The sequence below is a fragment of the Lentzea sp. NPDC051213 genome (genome assembly GCF_044455585.1).
In the GTDB taxonomy this organism is placed as follows: Bacteria; Actinomycetota; Actinomycetes; order Mycobacteriales; family Pseudonocardiaceae; genus Lentzea.
The window spans coordinates 353,114-379,832 of sequence record NZ_JBITEX010000003.1 but is presented as its reverse complement, the minus strand read 5'-3'; the positions used below and the strand labels follow the sequence as shown (position 1 = coordinate 379,832).

Annotated in this window: 11 protein-coding genes; 4 read left to right on the top strand and 7 right to left on the bottom strand. The window is 70.1% G+C overall.

Annotation, left to right across the window (positions count from 1 at the left end):
• Window positions 1–119 precede the first annotated feature (119 nt).
• Entirely contained in the window at window positions 120–18,161 is an 18,042-nt protein-coding gene (locus ACIA8G_RS15225) for a type I polyketide synthase (protein WP_396419050.1), read from the top strand.
• 91 nt (window positions 18,162–18,252) lie between these two features.
• On the opposite strand, the gene ACIA8G_RS15220 is transcribed toward ACIA8G_RS15225, so the two are convergent.
• The 7 genes from ACIA8G_RS15220 to ACIA8G_RS15190 form a co-directional block, all read right to left on the bottom strand.
• Window positions 18,253–18,900, bottom strand: a complete 648-nt coding sequence (locus tag ACIA8G_RS15220) for an O-methyltransferase (protein ID WP_396419049.1) — start codon at window positions 18,898–18,900, stop codon at window positions 18,253–18,255.
• 13 nt (window positions 18,901–18,913) lie between these two features.
• Window positions 18,914–19,885, bottom strand: coding sequence for a Gfo/Idh/MocA family protein (locus ACIA8G_RS15215; RefSeq protein WP_396419048.1), 972 nt, complete (start codon window positions 19,883–19,885; stop codon window positions 18,914–18,916).
• Complete coding sequence (locus ACIA8G_RS15210; RefSeq protein ID WP_396419047.1) at window positions 19,882–21,228, bottom strand: glycosyltransferase; 1,347 nt, start codon at window positions 21,226–21,228, stop codon at window positions 19,882–19,884. Before ACIA8G_RS15210 ends, ACIA8G_RS15215 begins: the two co-directional genes overlap by 4 nt.
• 20 nt (window positions 21,229–21,248) lie before the next feature.
• Window positions 21,249–22,703, bottom strand: coding sequence for an NDP-hexose 2,3-dehydratase family protein (locus ACIA8G_RS15205; protein WP_396419046.1), 1,455 nt, complete (start codon window positions 22,701–22,703; stop codon window positions 21,249–21,251).
• Window positions 22,700–23,242, bottom strand: a complete 543-nt coding sequence (locus ACIA8G_RS15200; protein WP_396419045.1) for an NUDIX hydrolase — start codon at window positions 23,240–23,242, stop codon at window positions 22,700–22,702. The genes ACIA8G_RS15205 and ACIA8G_RS15200 overlap by 4 nt, the downstream gene beginning before the upstream one ends.
• Window positions 23,243–23,275: 33 nt before the next feature.
• A complete protein-coding gene (locus tag ACIA8G_RS15195) occupies window positions 23,276–23,965 on the bottom strand; it encodes a class I SAM-dependent methyltransferase (protein ID WP_396419044.1) in 690 nt (229 codons plus the stop codon).
• 134 nt (window positions 23,966–24,099) lie between these two features.
• Window positions 24,100–24,711 carry a dTDP-4-dehydrorhamnose 3,5-epimerase family protein gene (locus ACIA8G_RS15190; protein ID WP_396419043.1) on the bottom strand — a complete coding sequence of 204 codons (612 nt, stop codon included), beginning with the start codon at window positions 24,709–24,711 and terminating at the stop codon, window positions 24,100–24,102.
• A gap of 320 nt (window positions 24,712–25,031) precedes the next feature.
• On the opposite strand from ACIA8G_RS15190, the gene atpB reads away from it, so the two are divergent.
• The 3 genes from atpB to ACIA8G_RS15175 all read left to right on the top strand — a co-directional run bounded on the left by atpB (window position 25,032) and on the right by ACIA8G_RS15175 (window position 26,716).
• Entirely contained in the window at window positions 25,032–25,817 is a 786-nt protein-coding gene (atpB, locus tag ACIA8G_RS15185) for a F0F1 ATP synthase subunit A (RefSeq protein ID WP_396419042.1), read from the top strand.
• 67 nt (window positions 25,818–25,884) lie between these two features.
• The gene (locus tag ACIA8G_RS15180) at window positions 25,885–26,136 is read left to right on the top strand and encodes an ATP F0F1 synthase subunit C (RefSeq protein WP_396419041.1); all 252 of its coding nucleotides are present in this window, start codon (window positions 25,885–25,887) and stop codon (window positions 26,134–26,136) included.
• A gap of 34 nt (window positions 26,137–26,170) precedes the next feature.
• Complete coding sequence (locus tag ACIA8G_RS15175; RefSeq protein WP_396419040.1) at window positions 26,171–26,716, top strand: F0F1 ATP synthase subunit B; 546 nt, start codon at window positions 26,171–26,173, stop codon at window positions 26,714–26,716.
• Window positions 26,717–26,719 lie beyond the last annotated feature (3 nt).

Below are 26,719 nucleotides of genomic sequence, written 5' to 3'. Positions count from 1 at the left end.
GCGCTGTTCTGGGAGGTTTGTACAAGGTGTCTGCAAGGTTTGCCTGATTACGTTGCGGAGCAAGTATCGGGTCACCTTTGTGGAATTCGCATTCGACCCCAGACGGAGCTGAGACGCGCGTGCCGGATCAAGACAAGCTTGTTGAGTACCTGAAGAGGGTCACCGCCGATCTGCACCGCACGCGGAAGCGGCTCGCGGACGTCGAGTCGGAGCCGATCGCCGTCGTCGCCGCGGCCTGCCGGTATCCGGGTGGCGTGACGTCACCGGAGGGGCTCTGGGAGCTGGTCGCCGCCGAGCGCGACGCCCTGTCGGTGGCGCCGCTCGACCGCGGCTGGCGCAGCGGGTCGTTTCTGCGCGAGGGCGGTTTCCTCCACGACGCCGCCGACTTCGACGCCGACTTCTTCGGCATCGCACCGCGCGAGGCGCTGGCGATGGACCCCCAGCAGCGGTTGCTGCTGGAGACGTCGTGGGAGGTCTTCGAACGGGCGGGCATGGACCCCGCGTCGATCAGGGGCAGCCGGACCGGTGTGTTCGTCGGAGTGGCCGATCAGGACTACGGCGCCCGCATGCACCAGCCCGTCGACGGCGTCGAAGGACATCTGCTGACCGGCAGGTCGATCAGCGTCGCCTCCGGGCGTCTCGCGTACGCGTTCGGTCTTGAGGGGCCCGCGATCACGATCGACACCGCCTGCTCGTCAGCACTCGTCGCTCTGCACCTCGCCGTGCAGGCGCTGCGCAACGGCGAGTGCGGGATGGCGCTCGTCGGTGGCGCGGCCGTGATGGCGAATCCCGGTCTGTTCATGGAGTTCGAGGCCCAGGGAGGTCTCGCCGGCGATGCGAGGTGCAAGTCCTTCGCCGCTGCCGCCGACGGCACGGGCTGGGCCGAGGGTGTCGGCGTGCTGCTGGTCGAACGGCTGTCCGACGCGGTGCGCAACGGGCATCGCGTGCTGGCCGTGGTCCGAGGGTCCGCGGTGAACTCCGATGGCGCGTCCAACGGCCTGACGGCACCGAACGGCCCGTCCCAGGAACGGGTGATCCGGCAGGCGCTGGCGAACGCCCGGCTCGAGCCGGGGGACGTGGACGCGGTCGAGGCGCACGGCACGGGCACCAGGCTGGGTGACCCGATCGAGGCGCAGGCGTTGCTCGCCACCTACGGCCGCGACCGGCAGGCGGAGCACCCGCTGTGGCTGGGGTCGGTGAAGTCGAACATCGGCCATGCCCAGGCTGCCGCCGGCATGGCCGGAGTGATCAAGATGGTCGGCGCGCTGAGCCACGGCGTGCTGGCGAGGACGCTGCACGTCGACACCCCGACCCCGCACGTCGACTGGTCGTCCGGTGCGGTGCGGTTGTTGACCGAGGCGCGGGAGTGGCCGGACACCGGGCGGCCACGCCGGGGCGGGCTGTCGGCGTTCGGCATCAGCGGCACCAACGCGCACGTCATCCTCGAACAGGCGCCCGATGCGGAAGTGGCCGAACCGGACGTCGCCGCACCGGCGGCGGTGCCGTGGCTGTTGTCCGCGCGGTCCGACGACGCGTTGCGCGCGCAGGCTCGACGGCTGCTCGCGCACCTGGAAGAGGACTTCTCCGCGCACGAAGTGGCGACGGCACTGGCCACGACGCGATCGCGGTTCGCCCACAGGGGAGCGGTCACCGGGCGCACACCCGCCGAGTACCGCGCCGGTCTCGCCGCCCTCGCGGACGCGCGGCCCGCGGCGAACATGGTCACGGGAGTTGCCGGCGCCGCGGCGAAGACCGCGTTCCTGTTCTCCGGTCAGGGTTCTCAGAGACTCGGCATGGGCCGGGACCTGCACGCGGAGTTCCCGGTGTTCGCCACCGCGTTCGACGAAGCGTGCGCGGAGCTGGGCCGGACGCTAGGCCGGTCCGTCGCGGACGTGGTGTTCGGTGACGACGCGACCGCGCTCGACCGCACGGAGTTCGCCCAGCCCGCCCTGTTCGCCTTCGAGGTCGCCCTCTTCCGGTTGTTCGAATCGTGGGGGCTCACACCGGACTTCGTGCTCGGTCATTCGGTGGGTGAGCTCGCAGCCGCCCACGTCGCCGGCGTGATGTCGCTGCCTGACGCGTGTGCGCTGGTCGCCGCACGGGGCGCGCTGATGCAGGCGTTGCCGTCGGGTGGCGCGATGGTGGCGTTGGACGCGCGGGAGGACGAGGTGCTGCCGCTGCTCCGGGACGGAGTGGGCATCGCCGCGGTCAACGGTCCCGCGTCGCTGGTCGTGTCCGGTACCGAGGACGCAGTCGAGTCGATCGCCGGGCAATGGCGCGACAGCGGTCGCAGGGCCAGCCGGTTGCGGGTCAGCCACGCCTTCCACTCACCGCTGATGGAGCCGATGCTCGCCGCGTTCGAGACGGTCGCGCGCGGGATCTCCTACCAGCCGGCGCGGATTCCACTCGTTTCCAACGTCACCGGTGAGCTGGCCGGGCAGGACGTGCTCGGCGCGGACTACTGGGTGCGGCACGTCCGGGACGTGGTCCGGTTCGCTGACGGCGTCCGCTCGCTCGAGCGGCACGGGGCGGCCGTGCTGGTCGAGATCGGGCCGGACGGCGTGCTGTCGGCCATGGCACGTGACTGCGTGGAGACTTCCGGCATCGCCGTGGTTCCCGCGCAGCAACGGGATCGGGACGAGTCCGTCGCCGTCGTGGCGGCGGTCGCCGAACTCGCCGTGCACGGCGCCGAGCCGGACTGGCAGGCACTCCTGCCCCGTGCGCGCCCGCTCGACCTGCCCACGTACGCGTTCCAGCGCAAGCGATTCTGGTTGACCGGTACCGCGACCGAGCCGGCCCTGTCCTCTTCGGACACTTGTGAGGCCGTCTGGTGGCCGCTGCCGGAGAACCCTGCTCCCCGTCCGGCCGGAACGTGGTCGCTCGTGGTGCCGGCCGGACGTGCCGGTGATCCTGCCGTCGAGGTCGTGCGCGCCGCGCTGCGTGACCACGGAGCCGCCGTCACCACCCATGAACTCGCGGACGCCGATCGTCTTCCTGAAGGGCTCACGGGAGTCGTCTCCCTGATGGCCCTAGACGAGTCGGCTCCCGCGGCCAACCTCGTTCTGCTGCAGACCCTTCTCCGCACGGGCGGAAACGCGCGACTCTGGTGCGTCACCCGTGGTGTGGCGCGAGTGCTGGCGTCGGACGGGGTCGCCGATCCGGTCCAGGCGGTCACTCTCGGCCTCGGTCGCACAGCGGCGGTGGAACACCCGGACCGCTGGGGTGGACTGGTCGATCTTCCGGACAGCTGCGACGACCGGAGCGCACGACTTCTCGCAGCCGCGTTCACCGCTGGCGAGGACGAGCTCGCCGTTCGGGCTTCCGGACTGTTCGCGCGCCGGCTAGTTCCGGTCTCCGAACCCGCCGCGGGTCCGTGGACGCCGGAGAGCACCACGGTGTTCAGCGACGCCGCGGCCGGGCTCGTGCCGCTGCTGGGCGTGGCAGACGCGGTCATCGCGCCGTTGGACACGCTGCCGGACTCCTGCACCACCGTGGTCCACGCGGACGAAGCGGAGTTTTCTGGTCCGTTGCTCGGCATCGACCCCGACGCACTGGCCGCCGCCGTGGCGGACCGTGTCGCCGTGGCGAGCCGGTTGTGCGAACGGCCCGAGACCGAGCTAGTGGTCAACGGATCGGTCGCCGGTGCGTGGGGAGGCATCGGCCGGGGTACCGCTGCCGTGATCGACGCGTTCTGGTCGGCCGTCGTCGATCAGCGGGTCGCGGACGGCGGCTCGGCGCGCTGCGTACTGTGGGGACCGTGGCAGGAGACCGCGGGCCTGGACGAGCGCCTTGGTGTCCGTCCGCTCGCACCGGAGGCCATGGCTACCGCGTTCGGCCAGGCCATGAACGCGCCCAGGCGGCATCCCCGGATCGTCGCCGACGTGGACTGGCCGGCTTTCGTCGCGGCCTTCACCAGCGTGCGGCCGAGTCGTCTGTTCGACGAACTCCACCGCGCCGACCCGGTGGACACGCGACCGGAACCCGGCAGGGGCCGGTCGGCAGGACCGGACGAGGCCGATCGCCTGCGCGAGTCGCTGGAGCTGGTGCGGACCCACGCCGCCGCGGTGCTCGGTCACCCGTCACCGTTGGACGTCGCACCCGATCGGGCCTTCCGCGACATGGGGTTCGACTCGTTGATGGCCGTGCGGCTGCGAGACCAGCTGAACGCGGCCGCGAACCTGCGGCTGCCGACGACCGTCGTCTTCGACCGGCCGACGCCCGCCGCGCTGGCCGAACACCTGTGCGCGCTGGGAACGGATCCGGCCGCGGAGGACAGCACACCGATGGCCGCGGGCGAGCCGATCGCGATCGTCGGCGCGGGATGCCGTTATCCGGGCGGTGTGCGCACGCCGGAGGACCTGTGGCGGCTGGTCCTGGACGGCACCGACGCCATCTCGGCGTTCCCGGTGAACCGCGGCTGGGACGCCACCGTTCTCCACGATCCCGATCCCGGCAATCCGCGCGCCTCCTACGCCCGCGAGGGCGGGTTCCTGCACGACGCGGCCGACTTCGACGCGGGCTTCTTCGGCATCTCGCCGAGGGAGGCGCTCGCGATGGACCCGCAGCAACGGGTGCTGCTCGAGGTCTCGTGGGAGACCGTGGAACGCGCCGGCATCGACCCGCTCTCCCTGCGCGGCAGCCGAACCGGTGTCTTCGTCGGAGTCGCCGGACAGGACTACCGCGGTGCGTGGGACGAGGACTCCGGCGACGACGCAGCCGGCTACCTGTTGACCGGAACCGCGACCAGCGTCGTGTCCGGCCGGGTCGCCTACACGCTCGGTCTGGAAGGTCCCGCCATCACGGTGGACACCGCGTGTTCGTCCTCGCTCGTGGCCATCCACTCGGCGATGCAGGCACTGCGCCACGGTGAGTGCTCGATGGCGATCGCGGGCGGCGTCACCGTCATGTCGACACCCCTCGGGTTCGTCGAGTTCAGCCGTCAGCGCGGACTGGCTCCCGACGGCAGGTGCAAGCCGTTCGCGGCGGCCGCCGACGGCACCGGCTGGGCGGAGGGAGCCGGACTCCTCCTGCTGGAGCCGCTGTCACAGGCTCTGCGCAACGGTCATCCGGTGCTCGCCGTCCTGCGCGGTTCCGCGGTGAACTCGGACGGTGCGAGCAACGGGCTGAGCGCGCCGAACGGTCCGTCGCAGGAACGGGTGATCCGGCAGGCGCTGGCGAGCGCGGAGCTGAAGCCGTCGGACGTGGACGTCGTCGAGGCCCACGGCACCGGCACGAAGCTGGGTGATCCGATCGAGGCCCAGGCACTGCTCGCGACGTACGGGCGGGAGCGGGACCGGCCGTTGTGGCTGGGCTCGATCAAGTCGAACATCGGCCACACCCAGGCCGCCGCCGGTGTCGCCGGCGTGCTGAAGATGATCTCGGCGTTGCGTGCCGGGGTGTTGCCGAAGACGTTGCACGTCGACGCGCCGTCACCGCACGTGGACTGGTCGTCCGGCTCGGTCGAGCTGCTCACCACGCCGCAGGAGTGGCCGTCGGCCCAGCAGCCGCGGCGGGCTGGTGTGTCGTCCTTCGGCCTGAGCGGCACCAACGCGCACGTGATCGTGGAGGAGGCGCCGGAGCAGAGCGTCGGAGTCGTTCCTGGCGAGTCCGCGGTGCTGCCGTGGGTGCTCTCCGCACGAGGCGAGGACGCGTTGCGGGCCCAGGCGGCGAACCTGGCCGATCACGTCACGGCTCATCCTGAACTGCGTCCCGAGGACATCGCTCTCGCGCTCGGCACCGCGCGTGCCGCGTTGGACCACCGTGCTGCGGTCGTCGGCGCCGACCGGGAGGAACTGCTCCAGGGGCTGCGCCACCTGACCGGGAGCACCAAGGTGGCCGAAGGCCGAACGGCCTTCCTGTTCACCGGACAGGGCGCACAACGGCTCGGCATGGGACGCGAGCTGCACGAAGCGCATCCGGTCTTCGCGCGGGTCTTCGACGAACTGTGCGACCGGCTCGACCCGTTGCTGGAACGCCCGCTGCGCGACGTGATCTGGTCGGACGAAGCCGAGGAGCTGCAGAAGACCGCGTTCGCGCAGGCGGCGCTGTTCGCCTTCGAAGTGGCGCTCTACCGGTTGCTCGAACACTGGGACATGCGTCCGGACTTCGTCGCCGGGCACTCGATCGGTGAGCTGGCGGCCGCGCACGTGGCAGGAGTGCTGTCGGTGGCGGACGCGTGCGCGCTGGTGGCCGCACGCGGCAGGTTGATGCAGGCGTTGCCCGCAGTGGGTGCCATGGTCGCGATCGAGGCCGGCGAGGCCGAGGTCGCGGAATCGCTCACCGGCACCGGTGTCGCGATCGCCGCCGTCAACGGACCCTCGTCCGTGGTGGTGTCCGGTCAGGTGGACGCGGTCTGCGCGGTGGGCGAGCGGTGGGCGGCTGACGGACGTCGTACGAAGCGACTGCGGGTGAGCCACGCCTTTCACTCGCCGCTGGTGGAACCGATGCTCGCCGAGTTCCGGGAGATCGCCGGGAACGTGACGTTCCACGCCGCGACGCTGCCGCTGGTCTGCGCGACCACGGGACTGCGCACCGAGGGAGCGATGTCCAGTCCGGACTACTGGGTCGACCAGGTCCGGCTGCCGGTCAGGTTCTGCGACAGCGTTCGTGCGCTGGAAGCAGAAGGGATCTCGGCGTTCGTCGAGATCGGGCCGGACGGGTCGCTCGCCGCGATGGTCGAGGCGAGCCTGCGTGAGCCCGAGCGCGCACTGGTGGTCGCGACCGCACGTGCAGGTCGTCCCGAACCCCGGCAGCTCATGTCGGCCGTCACCGAACTGCACAACAGGGGCGCGATGTCGCCTGACTGGCAGGTGTTGCTGCCCGGCGCGCGCCGGGCGGGCCTGCCCACCTACCCGTTCCAGCGCACGCGGTACTGGCCGGAGCGCAAGCGCGCCAGGCAGGCGGAGAGCAAGTCCGTTGTGGACGGTTGGCGCTACCGGACGACCTGGGCGGCGATCGAGAACTCCGTCCCGATCAGCGGCAGCTGGCTGCTCGTCGGATCGGATCCCGCACTGCTCGATCCGATCGAGAGCGCGATGATCGCCCGTGGCGCCACCGTTGCCCGGCTGGACGTCGACGCCGACGCCGACGCCGACCCGGAGTGGTTCACCGAGCAGCTGGGCGGACTCGCGCCGGTCGGCGGAGTGCTGTCGCTGCTGGCGATCGATGAGCGGGCGGATCCGGACTTCCCCGCTGTGCCAAGAGGATTCGCGGCGACGATGGCGCTGGTCCGAGCGCTGCCGGACGCCCGGATGTGGTTCGCCACCCGTGGCGCTGTCTCCGTGTCGGACATCGACCGGCTGACCAGCCCGGCGCAGGCGCTCGTCTGGGGCCTCGCAGGTGTGGTCGCCAAGGAACACCCCGAGCTGTGGGGTGGGGTGGTCGACCTGCCCGCGGAGCTCGGCGAACGCGAGCTCGGGTACCTCATGAACGTGCTGTCCACCGAGGCGGTCGACGAGGACCAGGTCGCGGTGCGCGGCGCCGGGATCTTCGGTCGCCGCGTCGGCCGCGCACCTCTGCCAGGCGAACCGCGCGGGGACTGGCGGCCGCGGGGAACCGTGCTGGTGACCGGAGGCACCGGTGTGCTCGGCACCCAGATCGCCAGGTGGCTGGCCGGACAGGGAGCCGAACACCTCGTTCTGGTGAGCAGGAGCGGAAGCCGGTCTCCCGGCGCAGCCCAGCTGGAGGCCGAGCTGACCGGTCTCGGTGCCGAGGTGACCATCGAGGAGTGCGACGCGGCCGACCGGGACGCACTGGCACGAGTGCTGGCGAACCTGCCGGAGCGGTACCCGCTGACCGCGGTCTTCCACGCTGCGGGCGTCCTCGACGACGGCATGCTCGACCAGCTCACCCCCGCCCGGGTCGAACACTCGTTGCGCCCCAAGATGGTGGCAGCGCTCAACCTGCACGAGCTGACCTCCGGGTTCGACCTGTCGGCGTTCGTGCTGGTCTCGTCGGCCGGCGCACTCTTCGGCGCGGTCGGGCAGGGCAACTACGCGCCCGGCAACGCGTTTCTGGACGCGCTCGCCGTGCACCGGCGTGCGCTGGGGCTGTCCGCGACCGCTGTCGCCTGGGGCGTGTGGGCCGGCGGCGGCATGGCCGACGGTGCTGTCGCGGAGACGTTGAGCAGGCACGGCGCGCTGCCGATCGCCCCGGAGCGGGCACTCGCCGGGCTGGGAGAGGCACTGGACCACGACGAGACGTCCCCGGTGATCGCGGACATCGAGTGGAGCCGCTACGTCGCCGCGTTCACGAGGATCTCGGCGCTGGTGAGCGATCTGCCGGAGGTGCGGGAGTCGGTCCAGCCGGCGAGGACACCTGCCGGGCAGGCGGACCTGGCCGGACTCGTCCTCGGCCACGTCGCGGCGGTGCTGGGGTTCGCGACGCCGGACGCGGTGGACACCACAAAACCGTTCAGCGACATCGGTTTCGACTCGCTCACCGCGATCGAACTGCGCAACCGGCTCAGCGCGGCCACCGGTCTGCGGCTCTCCACGACCTTGGTCTTCGACCATCCGACGCCGGGCGCCCTGGTGGCCCACCTGCGTGAGGAGATCACCGGTGTGCGCGACGAACGCCCGGTGGTCCCCGCACTGACGTCCACCGTCGACGACCCGATCGCCGTGGTGGCCATGAGCTGTCGCTATCCCGGTGACGTCGGCTCACCCGACGACCTGTGGCGGCTGCTCAACGACGGCCGCGACGCCATCGGTGAGTCTCCCGCCGACCGCGGCTGGACGGAGACCGGGCTTGCCGGCGGATTCCTCGCCGACGTGGCCGGTTTCGACGCCGGTTTCTTCGGCATCTCCCCGCGGGAGGCCGCCGCGATGGACCCGCAGCAGCGGTTGCTGCTGGAGACGTCTTGGGAGGTCTTCGAACGGGCGGGCATCGACCCGGAGGATCTGCGCGGCAGCAGGACGGGTGTGTACATCGGCTTGGCGGGCAACGACTACTTGACGGCGATGCGGAACGTACCCGAGCGCACCGAGGGTTTCCTGGTGACGGGCAACGCGACCAGCGTCGTCTCCGGCAGGCTGTCCTACACGTTCGGGCTCGAAGGCCCGGCGGTGACGGTGGACACCGCGTGCTCGTCGTCCCTCGTGGCGTTGCACCTCGCCATCCAGGCGCTGCGCAACGGCGAGTGCTCGCTCGCGATCGTCGGTGGTGTCACGGTGATGTCCACGGAGGAGATGTTCGTCGAGTTCGCCCGGCAGGGCGGCCTCGCACCGGACGGGCGCTGCAAGGCGTTCGCGAGCGCGGCCGACGGAACCAGCTGGTCGGAAGGCGCCGGAGTGCTGCTCGTCGAGCGGTTGTCCGACGCACGCCGCAACGGGCATCCGGTGCTCGCGATCGTGCGCGGCTCGGCGGTGAACCAGGACGGCACCTCGAACGGCCTGACCGCCCCGAACGGGCCGTCGCAGGAACGGGTGATCAGGCAGGCACTCGAAGCCGCGGGGCTGCAACCGTCCGATGTGGACATGGTGGAGGCGCACGGCACCGGCACCAGGCTCGGCGACCCGATCGAGGCCCAGGCGCTCCTCTCCGCGTACGGGCGGGACAGGACCCGGCCGTTGTGGCTGGGGTCGGTGAAGTCCAACATCGGTCACACCCAGGCCGCTGCCGGTGTCGCGGGCGTGATCAAGGTCGTGATGGCGATGCGGCACGGCGTCATGCCGAAGACGTTGCACGTGGACGCCCCCACGTCGCACGTCGACTGGACCGGTGGCGGTGTCGAGCTGCTGACCGAGTCACGGCCGTGGCAGGAGGGCTCGCGCAGAGCCGGTGTCTCGTCTTTCGGGCTGAGCGGAACCAACGCGCACGTCATCCTCGAGTCCGTTCCGCCTGCGGGCGAACACGAACCCCGCTCCGGGACCGGCGGCATGGTGCCGTGGGTGTTGTCCGCCAAGGACCCCGCGGCGCTGCGGGCACAGGCGCGCCGGTTGCGAGAGCACGTGGGTGAGGACTTCGCGGACGTCGGCCTGTCCTTGGCGACGGCGCGGGCACGGCTGGAACACCGCGCGGTGGTGATCGCCGACAGTCCCGCCGGGTTCGCCGACGGACTCGACGCGGTCGCAGAAGGCCGTTCGGACAGGCGGTCGAGCGTCGGTGTGGCGACCGGCACGGGCGCCGGTCCAGTCTTCGTGTTTCCGGGGCAGGGTTCGCAGTGGCCGGGAATGGCACGCGAGATGTACGAGTCCAACGAGGTCTTCCGCGAGCGGATCGACGCCTGTGCCGAGGCGCTGAACCCGTTCGTCGACTGGTCGTTGACGGACGTGGTGCGCGACCTGCCGGGTGCGCCTTCGCTCGATCGCGTGGACGTCGTCCAGCCTGCCCTGTTCGCGACCATGGTGGCGTTGGCCGAGGTCTGGCGGGCGTTCGGCGTCGAGCCCGCTGCCGTCGTCGGGCACTCCCAGGGCGAGATCGCGGCGGCCTGCATCGCGGGCGCGTTGTCACTCCAGGACGCCGCGCGCATCGTCGCACTGCGCAGCCGCGCCTTGGTGCGGGTCGCTGGAGCCGGCGGGATGCTGCACGTGCCGCTCCCGGCGGACGAGATCCGGCGGCGGCTGTCCGGGGGCCTCGCGATCGCGGCGATCAACGGGCCCCGGCTGGTCATCGTGTCCGGTGATTCCCTGGCACTCGACGAACTGGCATCGGCGTACGAAGGGGAAGGCATTCGCACCCGGCGCGTCGCCGTGGACTACGCCTCGCACTCCGCGCAGATGGACGTGCTGAGGGAGGAAATGCTGCGCGACCTCGCCTCCATCGAGCCGCGCGACTGCGCCGTGCCGTTCATCTCGACGGTCACAGGTGGTGTGCTGGAGACCTCCGCGCTCGACGCGGACTACTGGTGCCGGAACCTGCGGCACACGGTCGAGTTCGAGCGCGCCGTCGGAGTCGCTCTCGAGCGCGGGCACGGGATGTTCCTGGAGATGAGCCCGCACCCCGTGCTCACGACGGCGATCCAGGAGACGACCGAGGAGAGCGGCGCGCACGCGGTCGCCGCAGGGTCCCTGCGGCGCACCGACGGATCGTTCGAGCGCATGCTGCTCTCGCTGGCCGAAGCTCACGTGAGCGGTCTCGCCGTGGACTGGACGCCGCTGTTCACGGGCGCGCGGCACACGGAGCTGCCGACCTACCCGTTCCAGCGGCAGCGGCACTGGCTGACTGCGCGGCAGGCGAGCCAGGCGAAGGCCACCGATCCCGCGGAGACGACGTTCTGGAGCGCGGTGGACCAGCACGACCTGCCGGCGCTCGGCAGGACGCTCGGCACGGATCCGGGCGCCGAGTCCGCTCTGGGCGCGGTGCTTCCGATGCTGGCCTCGTGGCGCAGGCGCAGTCGTCGCGACGAGGAGGTCGCCTCGTGGCGGTACCGGGTCCAGTGGCGACCGGCCGGTGAGCGGCTGACGGGGACGCCGTCCGGAACCTGGCTCGTCCTCGACAAGTCGGCCCCGTGGTTCGCCGACGAGCTGATCGCCGCCGGGGTCACCGCGGTGCGGCCGGACCTGTCCGCTGTGCACACCGATCGGGCCGGGCTGGCACAAGTGCTCGACGCGCACCACGATCTCGCGGGTGTGCTCTCGCTGCTCGGCCCGGACGACACCGTCGCGCTGGCGCAGGCAATGGACGACACGGGGCTGGCGGCTCCGCTGTGGTGCGTCACCACCGGAGCCGTCTCGATCGGCCGGTCCGATCCGCTGACCGATCCCGGTGCCGCCGGGATCTGGGGCATCGGACGTGTCGTCTCGCTGGAACGCCCCGGCCGGCTGGGCGGGCTGGTCGACCTGCCGGTGGAGTTCGACTCGCGTGCGGCGTCCCGGTTCGCGGCGGTGCTGGCGACGGCGCACGACGAGGACCAGCTCGCGATCCGCGACTCCGGGGTCTTCGTCCGCCGGATGGTGCCCGCCCCGCCGCGCGACGCGGAAACCGTGCCGTGGCAACCGAAGGGCACCGTGCTCGTCACCGGTGGCACCGGTGCGCTGGCCGGGCACGTGACCAGGTGGCTGTTGGAGCGCGGCGCCGAACGCGTCGTGCTCGCGAGTAGAAGCGGCCCTTCGGCACCGATCGCCGATGACCTGGCCGTGGACGACCGGGTCACCGTGATGGCTTGCGACGTGTCCGATCGGCGAACGCTGGCAGCCCTTCTCGACGAGGTCGGCCCGGTGAACGCGGTGTTCCACACCGCAGGCGTTGCCGACGGGACGCCGCTGAACGAGCTGACACCGGAGGTTCTCGCCGAGGTCCGGGCCGCCAAAGCCGGTGGTGCCCGCAACCTGGACGAGCTGCTGGACGGCCACCCGCTGGACGCGTTCGTGCTGTTCTCTTCCGGCTCGGGTGTCTGGGGCAGCGCCGGCCAGGCCGCGTACGCCGCGGCCAACGCCGAGCTGGACGCACTGGCCGAGGACCGGCGCAGGCGCGGGCTCGTCGCGACGTCGATCTCGTGGGGTAGCTGGGCCGGTGGCGGCATGGTCGACCACCGCACCGAGGAACTGTTCGCCCGCAACGGTGTTCGCGCGATGGACCCAGGCTTCGCGATCGCCGCGTTGCACCAGGCACTCGACCACGACGAGACGTGCCTCACGGTCGCCGACATCGACTGGGAGCGCTTCGTCCCCACCTTCACGCTGGCACGGCCGCGGCCGTTGATCTCGGAAATCCCCGCTGTGGCGAGGCTGGCGGGGGCAGAGGAGGAGGCCCAGCCATCTGGCCCACACGCCGGGCTCACCGGGCTGGCGCCGGCGGACCGCCACAGCACGCTGCTCGGTCTCGTGCGCACCGAGACGGCCGCGGTGCTCCGGCACAGTTCGGTGGACCAGGTCGGTGTGGCGAAGGCGTTCAAGGAAATGGGGTTCGACTCGCTGACGGCCGTCGAGCTGCGCAACAGGCTCAACGCCGCGACCGGACTCAAGTTGCCCGCCACCGTCGTGTTCGACCACCCGACACCGGAGCACGTCACGCGGTTCCTGCTGGAGGAGCTGTTCGGTGGCGAACCGCAACTGGTGGCCGCCGCCCCGGACGCGCTGGTCGACGAACCCGTCGCGATCATCGGGATGGCGTGCCGCTTCCCAGGAGAGGTCAGCTCGCCAGAGGACCTCTGGCGGCTCGTCGCCACCGAACGCGACGCCGTCACGGACTTCCCGTCCGACCGCGGCTGGGACCTCGAAGCGCTGTTCGACGCAGACCCCGCTCGCTCCGGCACCTCCTACGTGCGCCACGGCGGCTTCCTGCACGACGCGGGCTGGTTCGACGCGGAGTTCTTCGGCATCAGCCCGAGGGAAGCCCTGGCGATGGATCCGCAGCAGCGCCTGTTGCTGGAGACGTCGTGGGAGGTGTTCGAACGTGCCAGGATCGATCCGAGGTCGGTGCGGGGCGAACAGGTGGGCGTGTTCACCGGTGTGACCGTCGGTGCCTATGCGAGCCGCCTCGAACAGCTCGGTGCGGCCGTCGAGGGGTATGTCGGAACCGGGACCACCGGAAGCGTGGCGTCCGGCCGGGTGTCCTACGCGCTGGGTCTCGAAGGGCCCGCGGTGACCGTGGACACGGCGTGCTCGTCGTCCCTGGTGGCGCTGCACCTGTCCGCTCAGAGCCTGCGGCGGGGCGAGTGCTCCCTGGCGTTGGCGGGTGGCGCGGCGGTGCTGGCGACTCCGCACGCGTTCGTCGAGTTCTCGCGGCAGCGCGGACTCGCCCCGGACGGCAGGTGCAAGCCCTTCGGTGCCGGCGCCGACGGCACGGCGTGGGGAGAGGGCGTCGGTGTGCTCCTCCTGGAACGGCTGTCCGACGCACGCCGCAACGGCCACAGGGTGCTGGCGGTCGTCCGGGGTTCGGCGGTGAACCAGGACGGCGCTTCGAACGGCCTCACCGCCCCCAACGGTCCGTCACAGCAGCGGGTCATCCGTCAGGCGTTGGCGAACGCGGGTCTGCGTCCGTCCGATGTGGACGTTGTTGAGGCGCACGGCACGGGTACGGCGCTGGGTGATCCGATCGAGGCGCAGGCGTTGCTGGCGACGTACGGGCAGGATCGTGATCGGCCGTTGTGGCTGGGTTCGATCAAGTCCAACACGGCGCACACGCAGGCAGCGTCCGGCGTGGCCGGTGTCATCAAGATGGTGATGGCCATGAGGCATGGTGTGCTGCCACGTACGCTGAACGTGGACGAGCCCTCGCCGCACGTGGACTGGTCTTCCGGCGCGGTCAGGCTGCTCACCGAGACCCGCGACTGGCCTGCCGTCGACACGCCCCGGCGCGCTGGGGTCTCGTCGTTCGGCGTCAGCGGCACCAATGCGCACGTGGTCCTCGAACAAGGCCCGCCGGAGGAGGAACGCGAGGCGCCAGAGGGCAGTCCGCTGGTGCCGTGGGTCCTGTCTGGACGGACCGCAGGGGCGCTGCGGGCACAGGCCGAACGGCTCGCCGTTCAGGGTGAGTCCGCGGTGGACGTCGGGTGGTCGCTGGTGACGGCGCGGGCCGCGCTGGAACACCGGGCCGTCGTGTGGGGACCAGACCGTCGGGAACTCGTCGCGGGGCTCGCGGCCGTCGCCGCGAACGACCCGGCCGCCACCACGGGAGAGGTCGATGAAGGCCGGTTCGCGGTGCTGTTCTCCGGGCAGGGCACTCAGCGTCCAGGAATGGGACGCGGGTTGTACGAAGCGTTCCCCGTGTTCGCCGACGCCTTCGACGAGGTGTGCGCGCACCTCGGCGTCCACCTCGACCGCCCGGTGCGGGAGGTCGTGTTCGGCGCGGACGAGGAACTGCTCGACCAGACGGTGTACGCCCAGGCGGGCTTGTTCGCGGTCGAGGTCGCGCTCTTCCGGCTGATCGAGTCGATGGGCGTCCGGCCGGACTTCCTGGCAGGGCACTCGGTCGGAGAACTGGCCGCCGCGCACGTGGCGGGCGTATTCTCGCTGGCCGACGCCTGTGCCCTCGTCGCCGCCCGCGGTCGCCTCATGCAGGCCTTGCCGCAGGACGGGGCGATGGTCGCCGTCGAGGCCTCAGAGGAGGAGGTACGCGCGCTACTGGACGATGAGGTGGCGATCGCCGCCGTCAACGCACCGGACTCGACGGTGATCTCCGGTCCGGCCGGTGCTGTGACAGCGCTCGCCGAGACGCTCGCGGCGCGCGGCCACCGCACGAAGCGCCTTCGCACTTCACACGCTTTCCACTCACCGCTGATGGAGCCTGTGCTGGAGGAGTTCAGGCTCGTGGCAGAGCAGGTCACCTATTCGGCGCCGGTGATTCCGATCGCCGTCAACTCGACCGGTGAGATCGCTCGTGCCGATGAGCTCCGCACGCCTGATCACTGGGTGCGCCACGTGAGGGACACGGTCCGGTTCAGCGACTGCGTCGCCACGCTGCACGCCGAAGGCGTGACCAAGTTCCTCGAACTGGGTCCCGACGGTGGGCTCACGTCGCTGGTCGGCCGCGGCCTCGACGACGTCACCGCGGTCGCCGCACTGCGCCGTGACCGCGCCGAGGCGGAGTCGTTCGTCGCCGGACTTGCCGCGCTGTACGTGACCGGTGTCGACGTGGACTGGCGCGCGTTCTTGGCACCTCACGACCCGCACCAGGTGGACCTGCCGACCTACGCGTTCCAGCGCGAGCACTACTGGCCGCTCGGCACGAACTCCGACGTGGACGCCGAAGGGCTGGGCCTCGGCCCGGCGGGTCATCCGCTGCTCGGAGCGGCGCTCGGTCTGCCCGGCTCGACCGGGGTCGTGCTGACCGGCCGGCTGTCGGCGCGTTCCCACCCGTGGCTCGCCGACCACGCCGTGCTCGGCACGATCGTGCTTCCCGGCACGGCCTTCGTGGAACTCGCTTTGCACGCTGCGGACCAGGTGGAGTGCGATCGGGTCGAGGAGTTGTCGCTGGAGGTACCGCTGGTCCTGCCGCCGGACGGAGCCAGGCAGCTGCAGGTGCAGGTCGGTGGTCCGGACGACTCCGGCAGGCGTGAGCTGACCGTGCACTCACGGGCGGCGGGGGAGCAGGCCTGGCAACGGCACGCGACCGGTGTGCTCGCGCCCGGTGCCGTCACCGCGCCGCCGCAGGCCGGGAGCTGGCCACCGGCCGACGCCGTGCCGGTACCGGTCGACGACTACTACGAGCAGGCGTCCGCCGCCGGATTCGACTACGGCCCTGCCTTCAGAGGGTTGCGGGCCGCGTGGCGGGTGGGCAACAGCGTCTTCGCCGAGGTCGGTCTGGACGCCGGCACGGCGGCGCGGGCGAGCGAGTACGGCATCCACCCGGCATTGCTCGACGCCGCACTGCACGCCATGGCACTGGGGGCCCTCCCCCAACAGGGCACGGGCCCGCGACTGCCGTTCGCGTGGCGAGGGGTCTCGTTGCTGGCCAAGGGCGCGACGGCGCTGAGAGTGGTCGTCGAACCGGCGGGTGACGACACGATCTCGGTGGTGGTGACGGATGAGATCGGCCGCCAGGTCGCCGTGATCGAGTCGCTGACGTTGCGAGCTGTGCGGCCGGGGCAACTCGGTCTCACGGGGGCGGGCACGCTGCACGCCGCCGCGTGGACTCCACTGGACCCTGCCGTGTCGTCCGGCACGTGGGCGGTCGTCGAACCGCGTGTCGCAGACCTCGCCGCACTGGGCTCGCCCGTACCGGACTTCGTGCTGGCACAGGTGTCCGCCACGGGCGACCCCACCGAGGTCGTCTGCGAAGTGCTGGAACTGGTGCAGGCCTGGCTGGCCGACGAGCGGACGGCGTTGTCCCGGCTGGTGCTGCGGACGAGCGGGGCGGTCACCCTCGACGACGGCGACGTGGACCCCGCTCTCGCCGCGGTCTGGGGGCTGGTGCGCTCCGCACAGGCGGAACATCCCGGCCGCATCGTCCTGGTGGACGGGGAGCAGGGGGCGGAGGCGTTCGTGACGAGGGACGAACCGCAACTCGCCGTTCGCTCTGGTGTGGCGTTCGCGCCGACGCTGCGGCGGGTCGACCCTCCCGCCGAATCCGCCGGCTGGGCCCCGGACGCGGTCGTGCTGATCACCGGTGCGGCCGGCCTGCTGGGCGGGCTGGTGGCGCGCCATCTGGTGACCACGCACCGGGTGCGCAAGCTGGTGCTGGTGAGCAGGCGCGCCGGCGCCATCGCCGAGCTGGCGGGCGAGCTCACCGCCTCGGGCGCCGAGATCGTGACGGCGGCGTGTGACGTGTCCGATCGCGACGCGGTCGCGAAACTGCTGGCCGAGCACCCTGTGACGGCAGTGGTGCACGCCGCGGGTGTCGTCGACGACGGCGTCGTCACGGCCATGACGCCGCAACGGGTCAGGAAGGTCTTCCTGGCGAAGGCGGCTGCGGCGAAGCACCTGCACGACCTGGCCGGTGAGCTCGACGCGTTCGTGCTGTTCTCGTCGGCGGCAGGCCTGCTGGGTTCCGCCGGGCAGTCCAACTACGCGGCGGCGAACGCCTACCTCGACGGCCTGGCCCAGCACCGCAGGGCCCAGGGCCTGCCCGCGCACTCGCTGGCGTGGGGCCCGTGGTCCGGCGGCGGGATGACCGCCGGACTGACCGAGGTCGACACTCGCCGGATGACCGCGTCGGGTCTGTCACCACTGTCCCACGAGGACGGTCTGGCGTTGTTCGACAGCGCGCTCGCGAGCCCGCTGCCGGTACTGCTGCCCGCCCGCCTCGACCTGGCGCGGACGAGGCCGCGTCGCGAACAACCCGAAGTTGCCCCGGCCACGACCGGGCTGTCCCTGCTCGACGTGGTGCGCGCGGAGGTGGCGGCCGCGCTGGGCCACAGCTCTGCCGAGGGGGTGTCCGCCGATCGTGAGTTCAAGGATCTGGGCTTCGACTCGCTCACGGCGATCGACCTGCGCAACCGCCTCAACAAGGCGTGCGGTCTGCGGCTGCCCGCGACCCTCGTCTTCGACTACCCGACACCGGCGGCGCTGGCCGCGCACCTGCGAGGCCTGCTCACCGACTCCGAGGACACCGCGTCAGCCGAGGTCCTCGCCGAGCTCGACCGCGTGGAGAGCAGCCTGCTGTCGGCGATGCCCGACGAGGCGGTTCGTTCGATGGCCGTCACCAGACTGCAGGTGCTGCTCGCGAAGCTCACCGAGCAGGGTGCGGCGGCAGACGGCGCGGGGCAGGACGATCTGGACTCGGCGACGGCGGAGCAGCTGATCGACCTCATCGACGCGGAGTTCGGAGGTCTGGGCTGAGGGGCGGAAGCCTGTCACCGCGAAGGGGGTCCGTGCCGTTGAGCGGCGCGGACCCCCTTCGACGAGCACTCCGGTGAGGAGCGCGCGGCGTTCAGTTCTTGAGTGCCAGGGTGATGCCGTCGGCCATGGGCAGCACGGACACGAGCACGCGGTCGTCGGCGGCGATCAGCTCGTTGAGCTCGCGGACGGCCGAGGTGTCCGGGTCGTCGGCGGCGGGATCGACGACCCGGCCGAAGAGCAGCGTGTTGTCGAGCACCAGCAACCCACCGGGCCGCACGAGCGCGAGGCAGGCCTCGTAGTACTCGCGGTACCGGGCTTTGTCGGCGTCGATGAACGCCATGTCGAACGTCTCCGTCAGTCCGGCGAGCACCTCGACGGCGTTGCCGATGCGCACGTCGATGCGGTCGGCGACACCGGCGCGCTCCCAGTAGGGCCGCGCGATCTCGGGCCACTTGCGGAAGATGTCGCAGGTGACCACGCGGCCGTGCGGTGGCAGGCCGCGGGCGAGGCACAGGGTGCTGTAGCCGGTGAACGTGCCGACCTCGACGACGGACGTCGCGCCGCAGAGCCGCGCGAGCAACGTCAGCAGCTGCCCTTCCTCTGGCATGAGCTGCATGGTCTTGCCGCCGGGCAGGTCTGCGGTCAGCTCGCGCAGCTCGCGCAGGACGTCGTCGTCGCGCAGGGAGATCCTCGAGACGTAGCCGAGGAGCTCGTCGGTCATGATGATCTGGTTCGCCATGTGCTCCACCACGTCAGGCGGCCGGTGCGCGCCGCCGCATTTCGTCGATCAGGACGGCTGTCCGCGACGTGAGGTCGCCGACCGGTCCGGTGTTGCTCTTCAGCACCGCCTGGGCGAAGGCCTCGAGGGTGTTGGCACATTGGTCGTCCGGCGGCACGACGAGGGTCTCGGCGGTTCCGTTCCGCGACTGGAGACGGATCTCCGTCACCGCGTCCGCCCGCGGGTGGTAGGCGTTCTCGACGGTGATGCGGCCGCGGTCGCCGAGCACCTGGTACTCGGACGTGTACGCGTGCCGCATCCCGAACACGACCTGGGCGGTGACGTCACCCGCTCCGTGCAGCAGTGCCGCTCCCGCGACGTCGACGCCGAGTTCCCGGTCGTGCCGGAGCACGGCGCTGGCGACGTCGAGTTCGCCCAGCAGCATCTGGGCGGCGGCGACCGGGTAGACGGCCGCGTCCAGCAGCGCGCCGCCGCCGAGGGACGCCGAGTTGCGAATGTCACTGGCCGGGCGCGCCGGAATCGTGAACGACCCGGTGAACGCGAGAGGGTTGCCGATGGCGCCTGTCGTCACCAGGTCGCGCACCCGCCGCTGACGGCTGTGGTGGGGGAACATGATGTTCTCCATCAGCACGCGTCGGGCAGAGGTGGCCAGATCGAGCAGGGCAGCCGTCTCCGCCGGGTGCGGCGTGAGCGGTTTCTCGGCCAGCACGTGCTTCCCACACCGGAGCGCGGCGCTGACCCAGTCCGCGTGCAGTGCGGGCGGCAGCGGCACGTAGACCGCGTCGATGTCCGTGCGGTCCAGCAATTCCTCGTACCCGGCGACCGCGGCGCACCCGAAGCGGTGGGCCACCTCCGCTGCCTTCTCCGCGGTGCGACTCGCCACCGCGACGAGCCGGATGGAGGGAACGTGTGCCAAGGCGGGCAGCACCTTGCGGATCGCGATGTCGGCGCAGCCGAGCACGCCCAGGCGGACGGCCTCGCTCATCGGTGGTGCAGCACGATGTCGGCGGCCGCGTTCGCGCCACCCGCGGCACGCAGCTCCCGCTGCCAATGCATTGCCTTCTCCCGCAGCGATCCGTCGGCCAGCAGACGTCGCAGCTTCGACTCGATCTCGGCCGGGTCCGGCGTGCGCGTGTCGTCGAGCAGGAGCCCGGCACCGCTGTCGGCGAACCTGACCGCACCGTCGCGGGCCTCCCACGTGTGCGGCATCAGCAACACCGGCTTGCCGTGGTACAGCCCGTGATGCGTGCCGTTGCCGCCGTGGGTCATGAACACCCGCACGTGCGGGTGAGCCAGCACGTCGACCTGCGGCACCCAGGTTTCGATCCGCACGTTGGACGGCACGTCGTCCGGCAGGAGGTGGTGCTGCGACTTCGGCAGGCTCCACAACACGTGATGTGCGTCGCCGAGGAGCCGGGCTGCGCCGAGGAGTGCGTCGATCTGTGCGCGGGTCGGCCGGTTCATGCCGCCGAAACCCATGTACACGACCGAATCGTGGGCCTCGATCCAGCTCATGATGCCCGGATCCGGGGTGGCGGCCGACTCGGGTGGCATCACCGGGCCCACCATCTCCAGGTGCGCGGGCGCGCCGGGGAACCGGTACTCGATGCCGAACAGCGAGTGCCCGATGATCGCCGCCGCCTTGTCCGCGTAGACGGGCAACAGGCCTGCGGTGTTGCCGATGCCGAGTTCCTTGCGCTCCCGTACCAACGCCCACGTGGCCTTGATTCGCCGGGGGTGCAGGAAGACCCCGATCCGAGCCAGCGCGAACAACAGGTTGGTGAGCTTCTGCGCCGTCGTCATCCGCAACGGCAACCCGGAGAACGCGGCGGGAAAGGACCACGCCAGCGGCTTCGGGTAGAGATAGCTCACCATCGTCGGGGAGTTGATGACGAACGGGACACCGCGCGTCATCGCCGCGTCGAACATCCACGTCGCTCCGAGGTCGACGACGATCAACGCCGGCTTGATCTGGTCGATCGCGTTCAGCGACTGCTGGTAGAACTCGGCGGCGTACGGCCCGACGAGCGACTGGTCCATGAACGTGGCGAAGCCGCGAACCCTGGACTTCGAGTTCAGCTGCTGGAAGGTCTCCTCGCTCCAGTTGGCCGGCTGCAGCTCGGGAACGTACCTGCCGACGGGTACGAAGCCGATCCGCCCGTGTGGTGACAGCGCCTCGACGTCCGCTTTGCGGTCCTCGGTGCAACCGAACCACAGGCCCTCGACCCCGCGGCGGTCGAGTTCGCTCGCGATTGCCGCCAGCGGCGCGAAAAGACCGTGGTGGGAATGGCTGGTGAAGAGGATCGGGCGATGCTCATGGTCGGACACGGCTGCTGGTCACCTTTCGGTCATGCCGCCTGGATGCAAGCGATCAGGCTGCGGAGTTCCACGTTGAGGTAGTTGCCGTGGGCGAGCAGACCGGCGAGCTGGTTGAGCGTCATCCAGCAGTAGCTGAACGGCGTCTCGGTCGGGAAGTCGTCGTCCACGTCGATGACCACGTACCGGTTGACCGCGCGGTGGAAGCGGCCGCCTTCCTCCGACTGCATGGTGTCGTAACGGATCCGTGCCGGATCCGCCGACAGCACGGTGTCCAGGTAGAGCGGCCGGAACGCCTCGGGCACGCCGCTGTAGTTCCCCGGATGGCAGTGCACCGTGGGCGCCATCTCCGCGACGTTCATCGATCCGGCCTCGACGCGCGCTTGCACGAGGACGTGCAGCACACCCTCGATCGGCTTGGCGAGGAACGCCAGCAGCCCCGGCCCTGTCGGCTCGACGAGCGGCTGTGACCAGGAGGCGACCTCCCGCCCGGCTGCTCGCACGTCCACGCCGATCACCCGGAAGAACTTGCCGTCCTGGTGGGAGATCTCGGTCTGGGTGCGCAGCCAGCCGTTCTCCGCCACGCAGTGCAGCGGGACCTGCTGTTGCAACAGCTCGCGGCGGGTGCGTACCTCGGTGAGCCAGCTCAGCACCTCGCCGATGGTGTGCAGGGACTTCGCCTCTGCCGAGGTCGACCTCCGCACGTCGGCGGCGAAGTCGTCGCCGGGCACCTCTGCCACCAGGTCGTGCGCGGAACTGATCGTCGGCATGCACGACACCACGGTCCGCGTGTCCATGTTGACCAGGTGCGGCTCCTTGAGCAGCTGCCTGATCTGACCGAGGGTGAGCCAGCGGAAGTCCTCGCCGGGAGTCACTTCGTCGAAGACCTCGACCACCATGTTGCGGTTGCGCTTGCGCAGGAACCACGCGCCCTGCTCCGACTGCAGGACGTCCACGAGGATCCGGGCGTCGGGGTGGTGCCGGAAGTATTCGAAGTAGGGGACCGAGGAGCCCTGGTGGACCCTCGTGTAGTTGCTCCGGGTGGCCTGCACGGTCGGCGACAGTTGGACCAGGTTGACGTTGCCCGGTTCCATCTTTGCCTGCATCAGGCAGTGGAGCACCCCGTCGAACTCCTTCACGAGGATGCCGAGGACACCGATCTCGGGTTGCACGATGATCGGCTGTGTCCAGTTGCTCACCCACGAGCGGTCGGTGCGCACCCGCAGGCCCTCGATCGAGAAGAACCGGCCGCTGTCGTGCACGAGGTTGCCGGTGTCCTGCTGGAACCTCCACCCGCGCATCTCGGCGAACGGGATGCGCTCGATCTCGGCGCCGCCCAGCCGCTCATGGCAACCGGCGTACCAGGAGTGCAGATCCGCTGTGCTGGACACCGAGGTCTCGGTGGTGGCGGCGGACAACGCGAACCGCGCCGCGGTGCCGAGCTCGCCCAGAGCGGGTCGCTGTCCTGCCGTGAGCCGGACGTTCATCCGAGTTCTCCCAGGTGGTCGGCCGCCAGCAGCTGCAGCAGGCCGACGACCGTGGCCGCCGAGACGATCTTGCGCTGCGCGATGAGCTCGGGCACGCCGGCGAGCGGGACCCAGGCGATGCGATCGGACTCGAACGAGTCGGCGGGTGGGCTGACGAAGGTTGCCCCGTCGGCACGGAACACGTGTTGCTCGGCGTTGGTGATGCCGCTGATCGGCTGGATGTAGGCCAGCTCCGACAACCCGTGCGGTCGCCAGCCGGTCTCCTCCTCGGTCTCGCGGACCGCGGTCTGCACGAGGGACTCGCCGTCGCCGACCGCGCCGGCGGGGAGCTCCCAGCCCCAGCTGTCCGTGGCGAACCGGTGCCGCCACAGCATGAGCACCCTGGACGCGTCGTCGACGATCGCCACGGCCACCGCCGGTGGGAGCCTGACCAGGTGGTGCTCGTACCGCGCACCATCCGGCATCTCGACTTCGGCGAGCGTCAGCTCGACCCACTCGCTCCGGTACACCGGACGTTCACCGTGCACGATCCAGCGCACCGCCGACTCCTTCGGGCCGCTCGGAGACGACGATCACTCGCCCCACTTCAGGTAGATCACCGGAGGCTCACGGCCGGGCAGCTGGCGCAGGGTGCCGCAGTCGAGCCCGAAGACCTCCCGCAGCGCCAGCGTCTCGCCGGGCCACTTGGGATGGGCGAGCTCGTCGAACGCGAGGATGCTCCCCCTGGTGAGGTGAGGCCTGATGACCTCGAGGAGTTCCTTGGTCGGCTGGTAGAGGTCCAGGTCGAAGTACGCCATCGCGATGATGGTCTCCGGGTGCTCCTCCAGGTACTTCGGCACGGTCTCCCGCACGTCCCCCTGCACCACGAAGGTCCGCTGGGTGTGGCCGAACGGCTCACTGGCCTCGTGCGCCGCCAACACCTCGCGCAGGTGGTCGACCTCGTCGGTCGGAACCGCGAACCGGCCGCTCACCGCGCTCGGGCTGACCTTGTCGACTTCCGCCACGTCCGGGAACCCGGTGAACGTGTCGAACCCGATGATGCGGCGCAGCGAGTTGTAAGGCTCGTACACGCTGCGCAACGCGGTCAGCGCCGCGAGGTGGCGGCCGTGCAGCACACCGAATTCCATGATGACCCCGGGAACCTCGGGGAGCATCCGATAAAGCATGTCCATCGAAAGCAGATCGGTCAGCTGGTGCTTCCGCATGTAGACGGCCAAATTGTCGATCAGGTACTCCGGTGGAATCGGAGTTTCCGTCAACAATTTCGTGAGCCGTTCACGAACGGCTCGCTCCTGTTCCGATTCATGAGGAACAGTTCGGGGATCCCTGAACTTGCCGTTGGTCATGTCCGCGGACGCTATAGGGAGCGCGCTGGCAACAGCCTTGCAGAGGCCTTTCAGTCGCCGCTGGTCCCGCGCAGCTTCGCGTAGTGGGCGAGGCACTCCTCGTACGTCGGGAGCAGTCCCGACCCCGCCGCCTCGGCGAGCGAGGGCGCGACCAGGTCCTTGTCCGACATGACGGGCTCGCCGGTCAGGTTCCAGGGCAGTCCGAGGTCGGGGTCCAGGGCGTTGACCTCGATCATCGTTCCCGGCACGTAGGCCTCTGAACACAAGTAATAGACGCAGGTGTCGTCGGTGAGGGCCAGGAAGGCGTGGCCAAGGCCGTCGGCCATGTACACCGCCGTTTCGGTGCTCTCGTCGAGCTCTGTGACGTCGTAGGACCCGAACGCCGGTGACCCCACGCGCAGGTCGACGACGATGTCCAGAACGGCGCCGCGCACGCAGGTCACATACTTCGCGGTGCCCGGCGGGAGGACGGTGCCGTGGATTCCCCGCAAGGTGTTCCGCCGGGAAACCGAACAGTTCACCTGGGCGACGTTGAACGGATGGCCGATCACGCTGGACAATGCCTGGTCCTGGAACGACTCGTGGAAGTGACCGCGATTGTCGGAGTGGCGCTTCGGCGTGACGCGATACGCGTCGGGGACTCGCATCGGAGTTATGTCCACGTCGCGAAGCTAGCATTCACGTTCCCGTTGCGTCAGGCGTTCGCCGGACGCAACTGAGGGTGATGGCCATGCCGCCGGTCGGGCGATCATCGTGGCTGGTCGCCCCACCCCGCGAAGATCAGGAGTGTGGTGCCTCGAGTCTTCCCAACCTGCCTGTCGGAGTGACCTATAGCGGCTGGTAGGGTCCGCTCGAACCAGGGATGCTCCAGGGTCGGGGGTACCCCCGGCAGGCGCATGCGCACCGTGAGGTACGTTTAGTCCCGATCGTGACGATTCCCCAGGCGGAGTGAACGCTGGCCGGGAGAACCGGAAGGAACACAGTGGCGAAGCTGGCACTTCTTGCTGAGGGTGGCGAGTTTGTTCCCCCTGGCGCCAAGGACTTCTTCCTCCCACCGATCTTCGGCGGCGTCACCAAGCCGATGGTCTTGGTCGTCCTCTCGGTCGTCATCATCGGTGTGTTCTTCGTCCTGGCGACCCGGAACATGAAGCTCGTCCCGAGCAAGTTCCAGTTCGCCGCCGAGTCGATCTACGACTTGGGACGCAACACCATTGCCAGGGAGCAGATCGGCGGGAAGGACTTCAAGCCCTTCGTGCCCCTCATCCTCACGTTGTTCTCCTTCGTGTTGGTGAACAACCTCTTCGGGCTCATCCCGCTGGTGCAGTTCCCGACGCTGTCGCACATCGGGTTCCCGCTGGCGCTGTCGATCCTCGTCGTGTACCCGGTCTATCACTTCGTCGGGTTCAAACGACACGGATTCGTGGGCTATCTGAAGAAAGAGCTGTTTCCGGCGGGCGCGCCGAAGCCGATCTACCTGCTGCTGACGCCCATCGAGATCTTCACCAAGTTCATCATGAACCCGATCACGCTGGCGATCCGAGTTTTCGCCGCGATGTTCGCGGGGCACCTCATTCTCCTGGTGTTCACACTTGCTGGTGAGTACCTCCTGCTGGAGGCCGGCACCTGGTTGAAGCCGGTTTCTCTGATCTCCTTCGCCTTCGCCATCGCGATGACGTTCCTGGAGGCGTTGGTCATGGTCATCCAGGCCTACATCTTCGCTCTCCTGTCTGCGAGCTACATCGGTCAGGCATTGGCCTCCGACCACTGAGTGGTACTCAACAAACAAGCCTCCGATCCGCGCCTTCCGCGGAACGAGTTGGAAAGGGAATGCACAAGTGAGCGCTGCTATCGTTCTCGCCCAGGACGCCGCGAACATCAACCCCGGCCTCGCGCTGATCGGCTACGGCCTCGGCGCCATCGGCCCGGGTATCGGCGTCGGCCTGATCTGGGCCGCCGTCATCAACGGCACCGCCCGTCAGCCGGAGGCCCGTGGCCCGCTGATGAGCATCGCCTGGACGACCTTCGTCCTGGTCGAGGTTCTCGCTCTGATCGGCCTGGTTCTCTACTTCATCGCATCCGCGGCCTGAGCACCTTCTGATCGCGTAGGGAGACGACGTCGTGGTGAATTCCTTGGTCCTCGCTGCGGAGGGTCAGCCAAACCCTGTCCTTCCGCACACGTCCGAGGTCATCCTCGGACTGGTCGCCTTCCTGCTCCTGCTGTGGGTCCTGAAGAAGTTCGCGGTCCCGCGCTTCGAGGCGACTTACGCCGAGCGTACCGCCAAGATCGAAGGCGGCATCGAGAAAGCGGAGCAGGCGCAAGCCGAGGCTCAGAAGACGCTCGAGCAGTACAAGGAGCAGCTGGCCGAGGCTCGCGCCGAGGCCGCACGCATCCGCGATGACGCGCGGGCCGAGGGCCTGCAGATCATCGAGGAGTTGCGCGAGCAGGCGCAGGCAGAGTCGGCGCGGATCGTCGCGCAGGGTCAGCACCAGCTGGACGCGCAGCGCGCCCAGATCGTCGCGGAGTTGCGCGCCGACCTCGGCCGCACCGCTGTCGAGCTGGCGAGCAAGGTCGTGGGCGAGTCCCTCGAGGACGACACCCGCCGCCGTGGCACCGTAGACCGCTTCCTCAACGAGTTGGACGCCGTCTCGGCGCCCGCGAGCAAGTAGAGG

Coding starts and splice junctions, on each gene's coding strand:
- ACIA8G_RS15220 (WP_396419049.1), bottom strand. CDS start 18,900: ATGGCGAACCAGATCATCATGACCGACGAGCTCCTCGGCTACGTCTCG.
- ACIA8G_RS15215 (WP_396419048.1), bottom strand. CDS start 19,885: ATGAGCGAGGCCGTCCGCCTGGGCGTGCTCGGCTGCGCCGACATCGCG.
- ACIA8G_RS15205 (WP_396419046.1), bottom strand. CDS start 22,703: ATGAACGTCCGGCTCACGGCAGGACAGCGACCCGCTCTGGGCGAGCTC.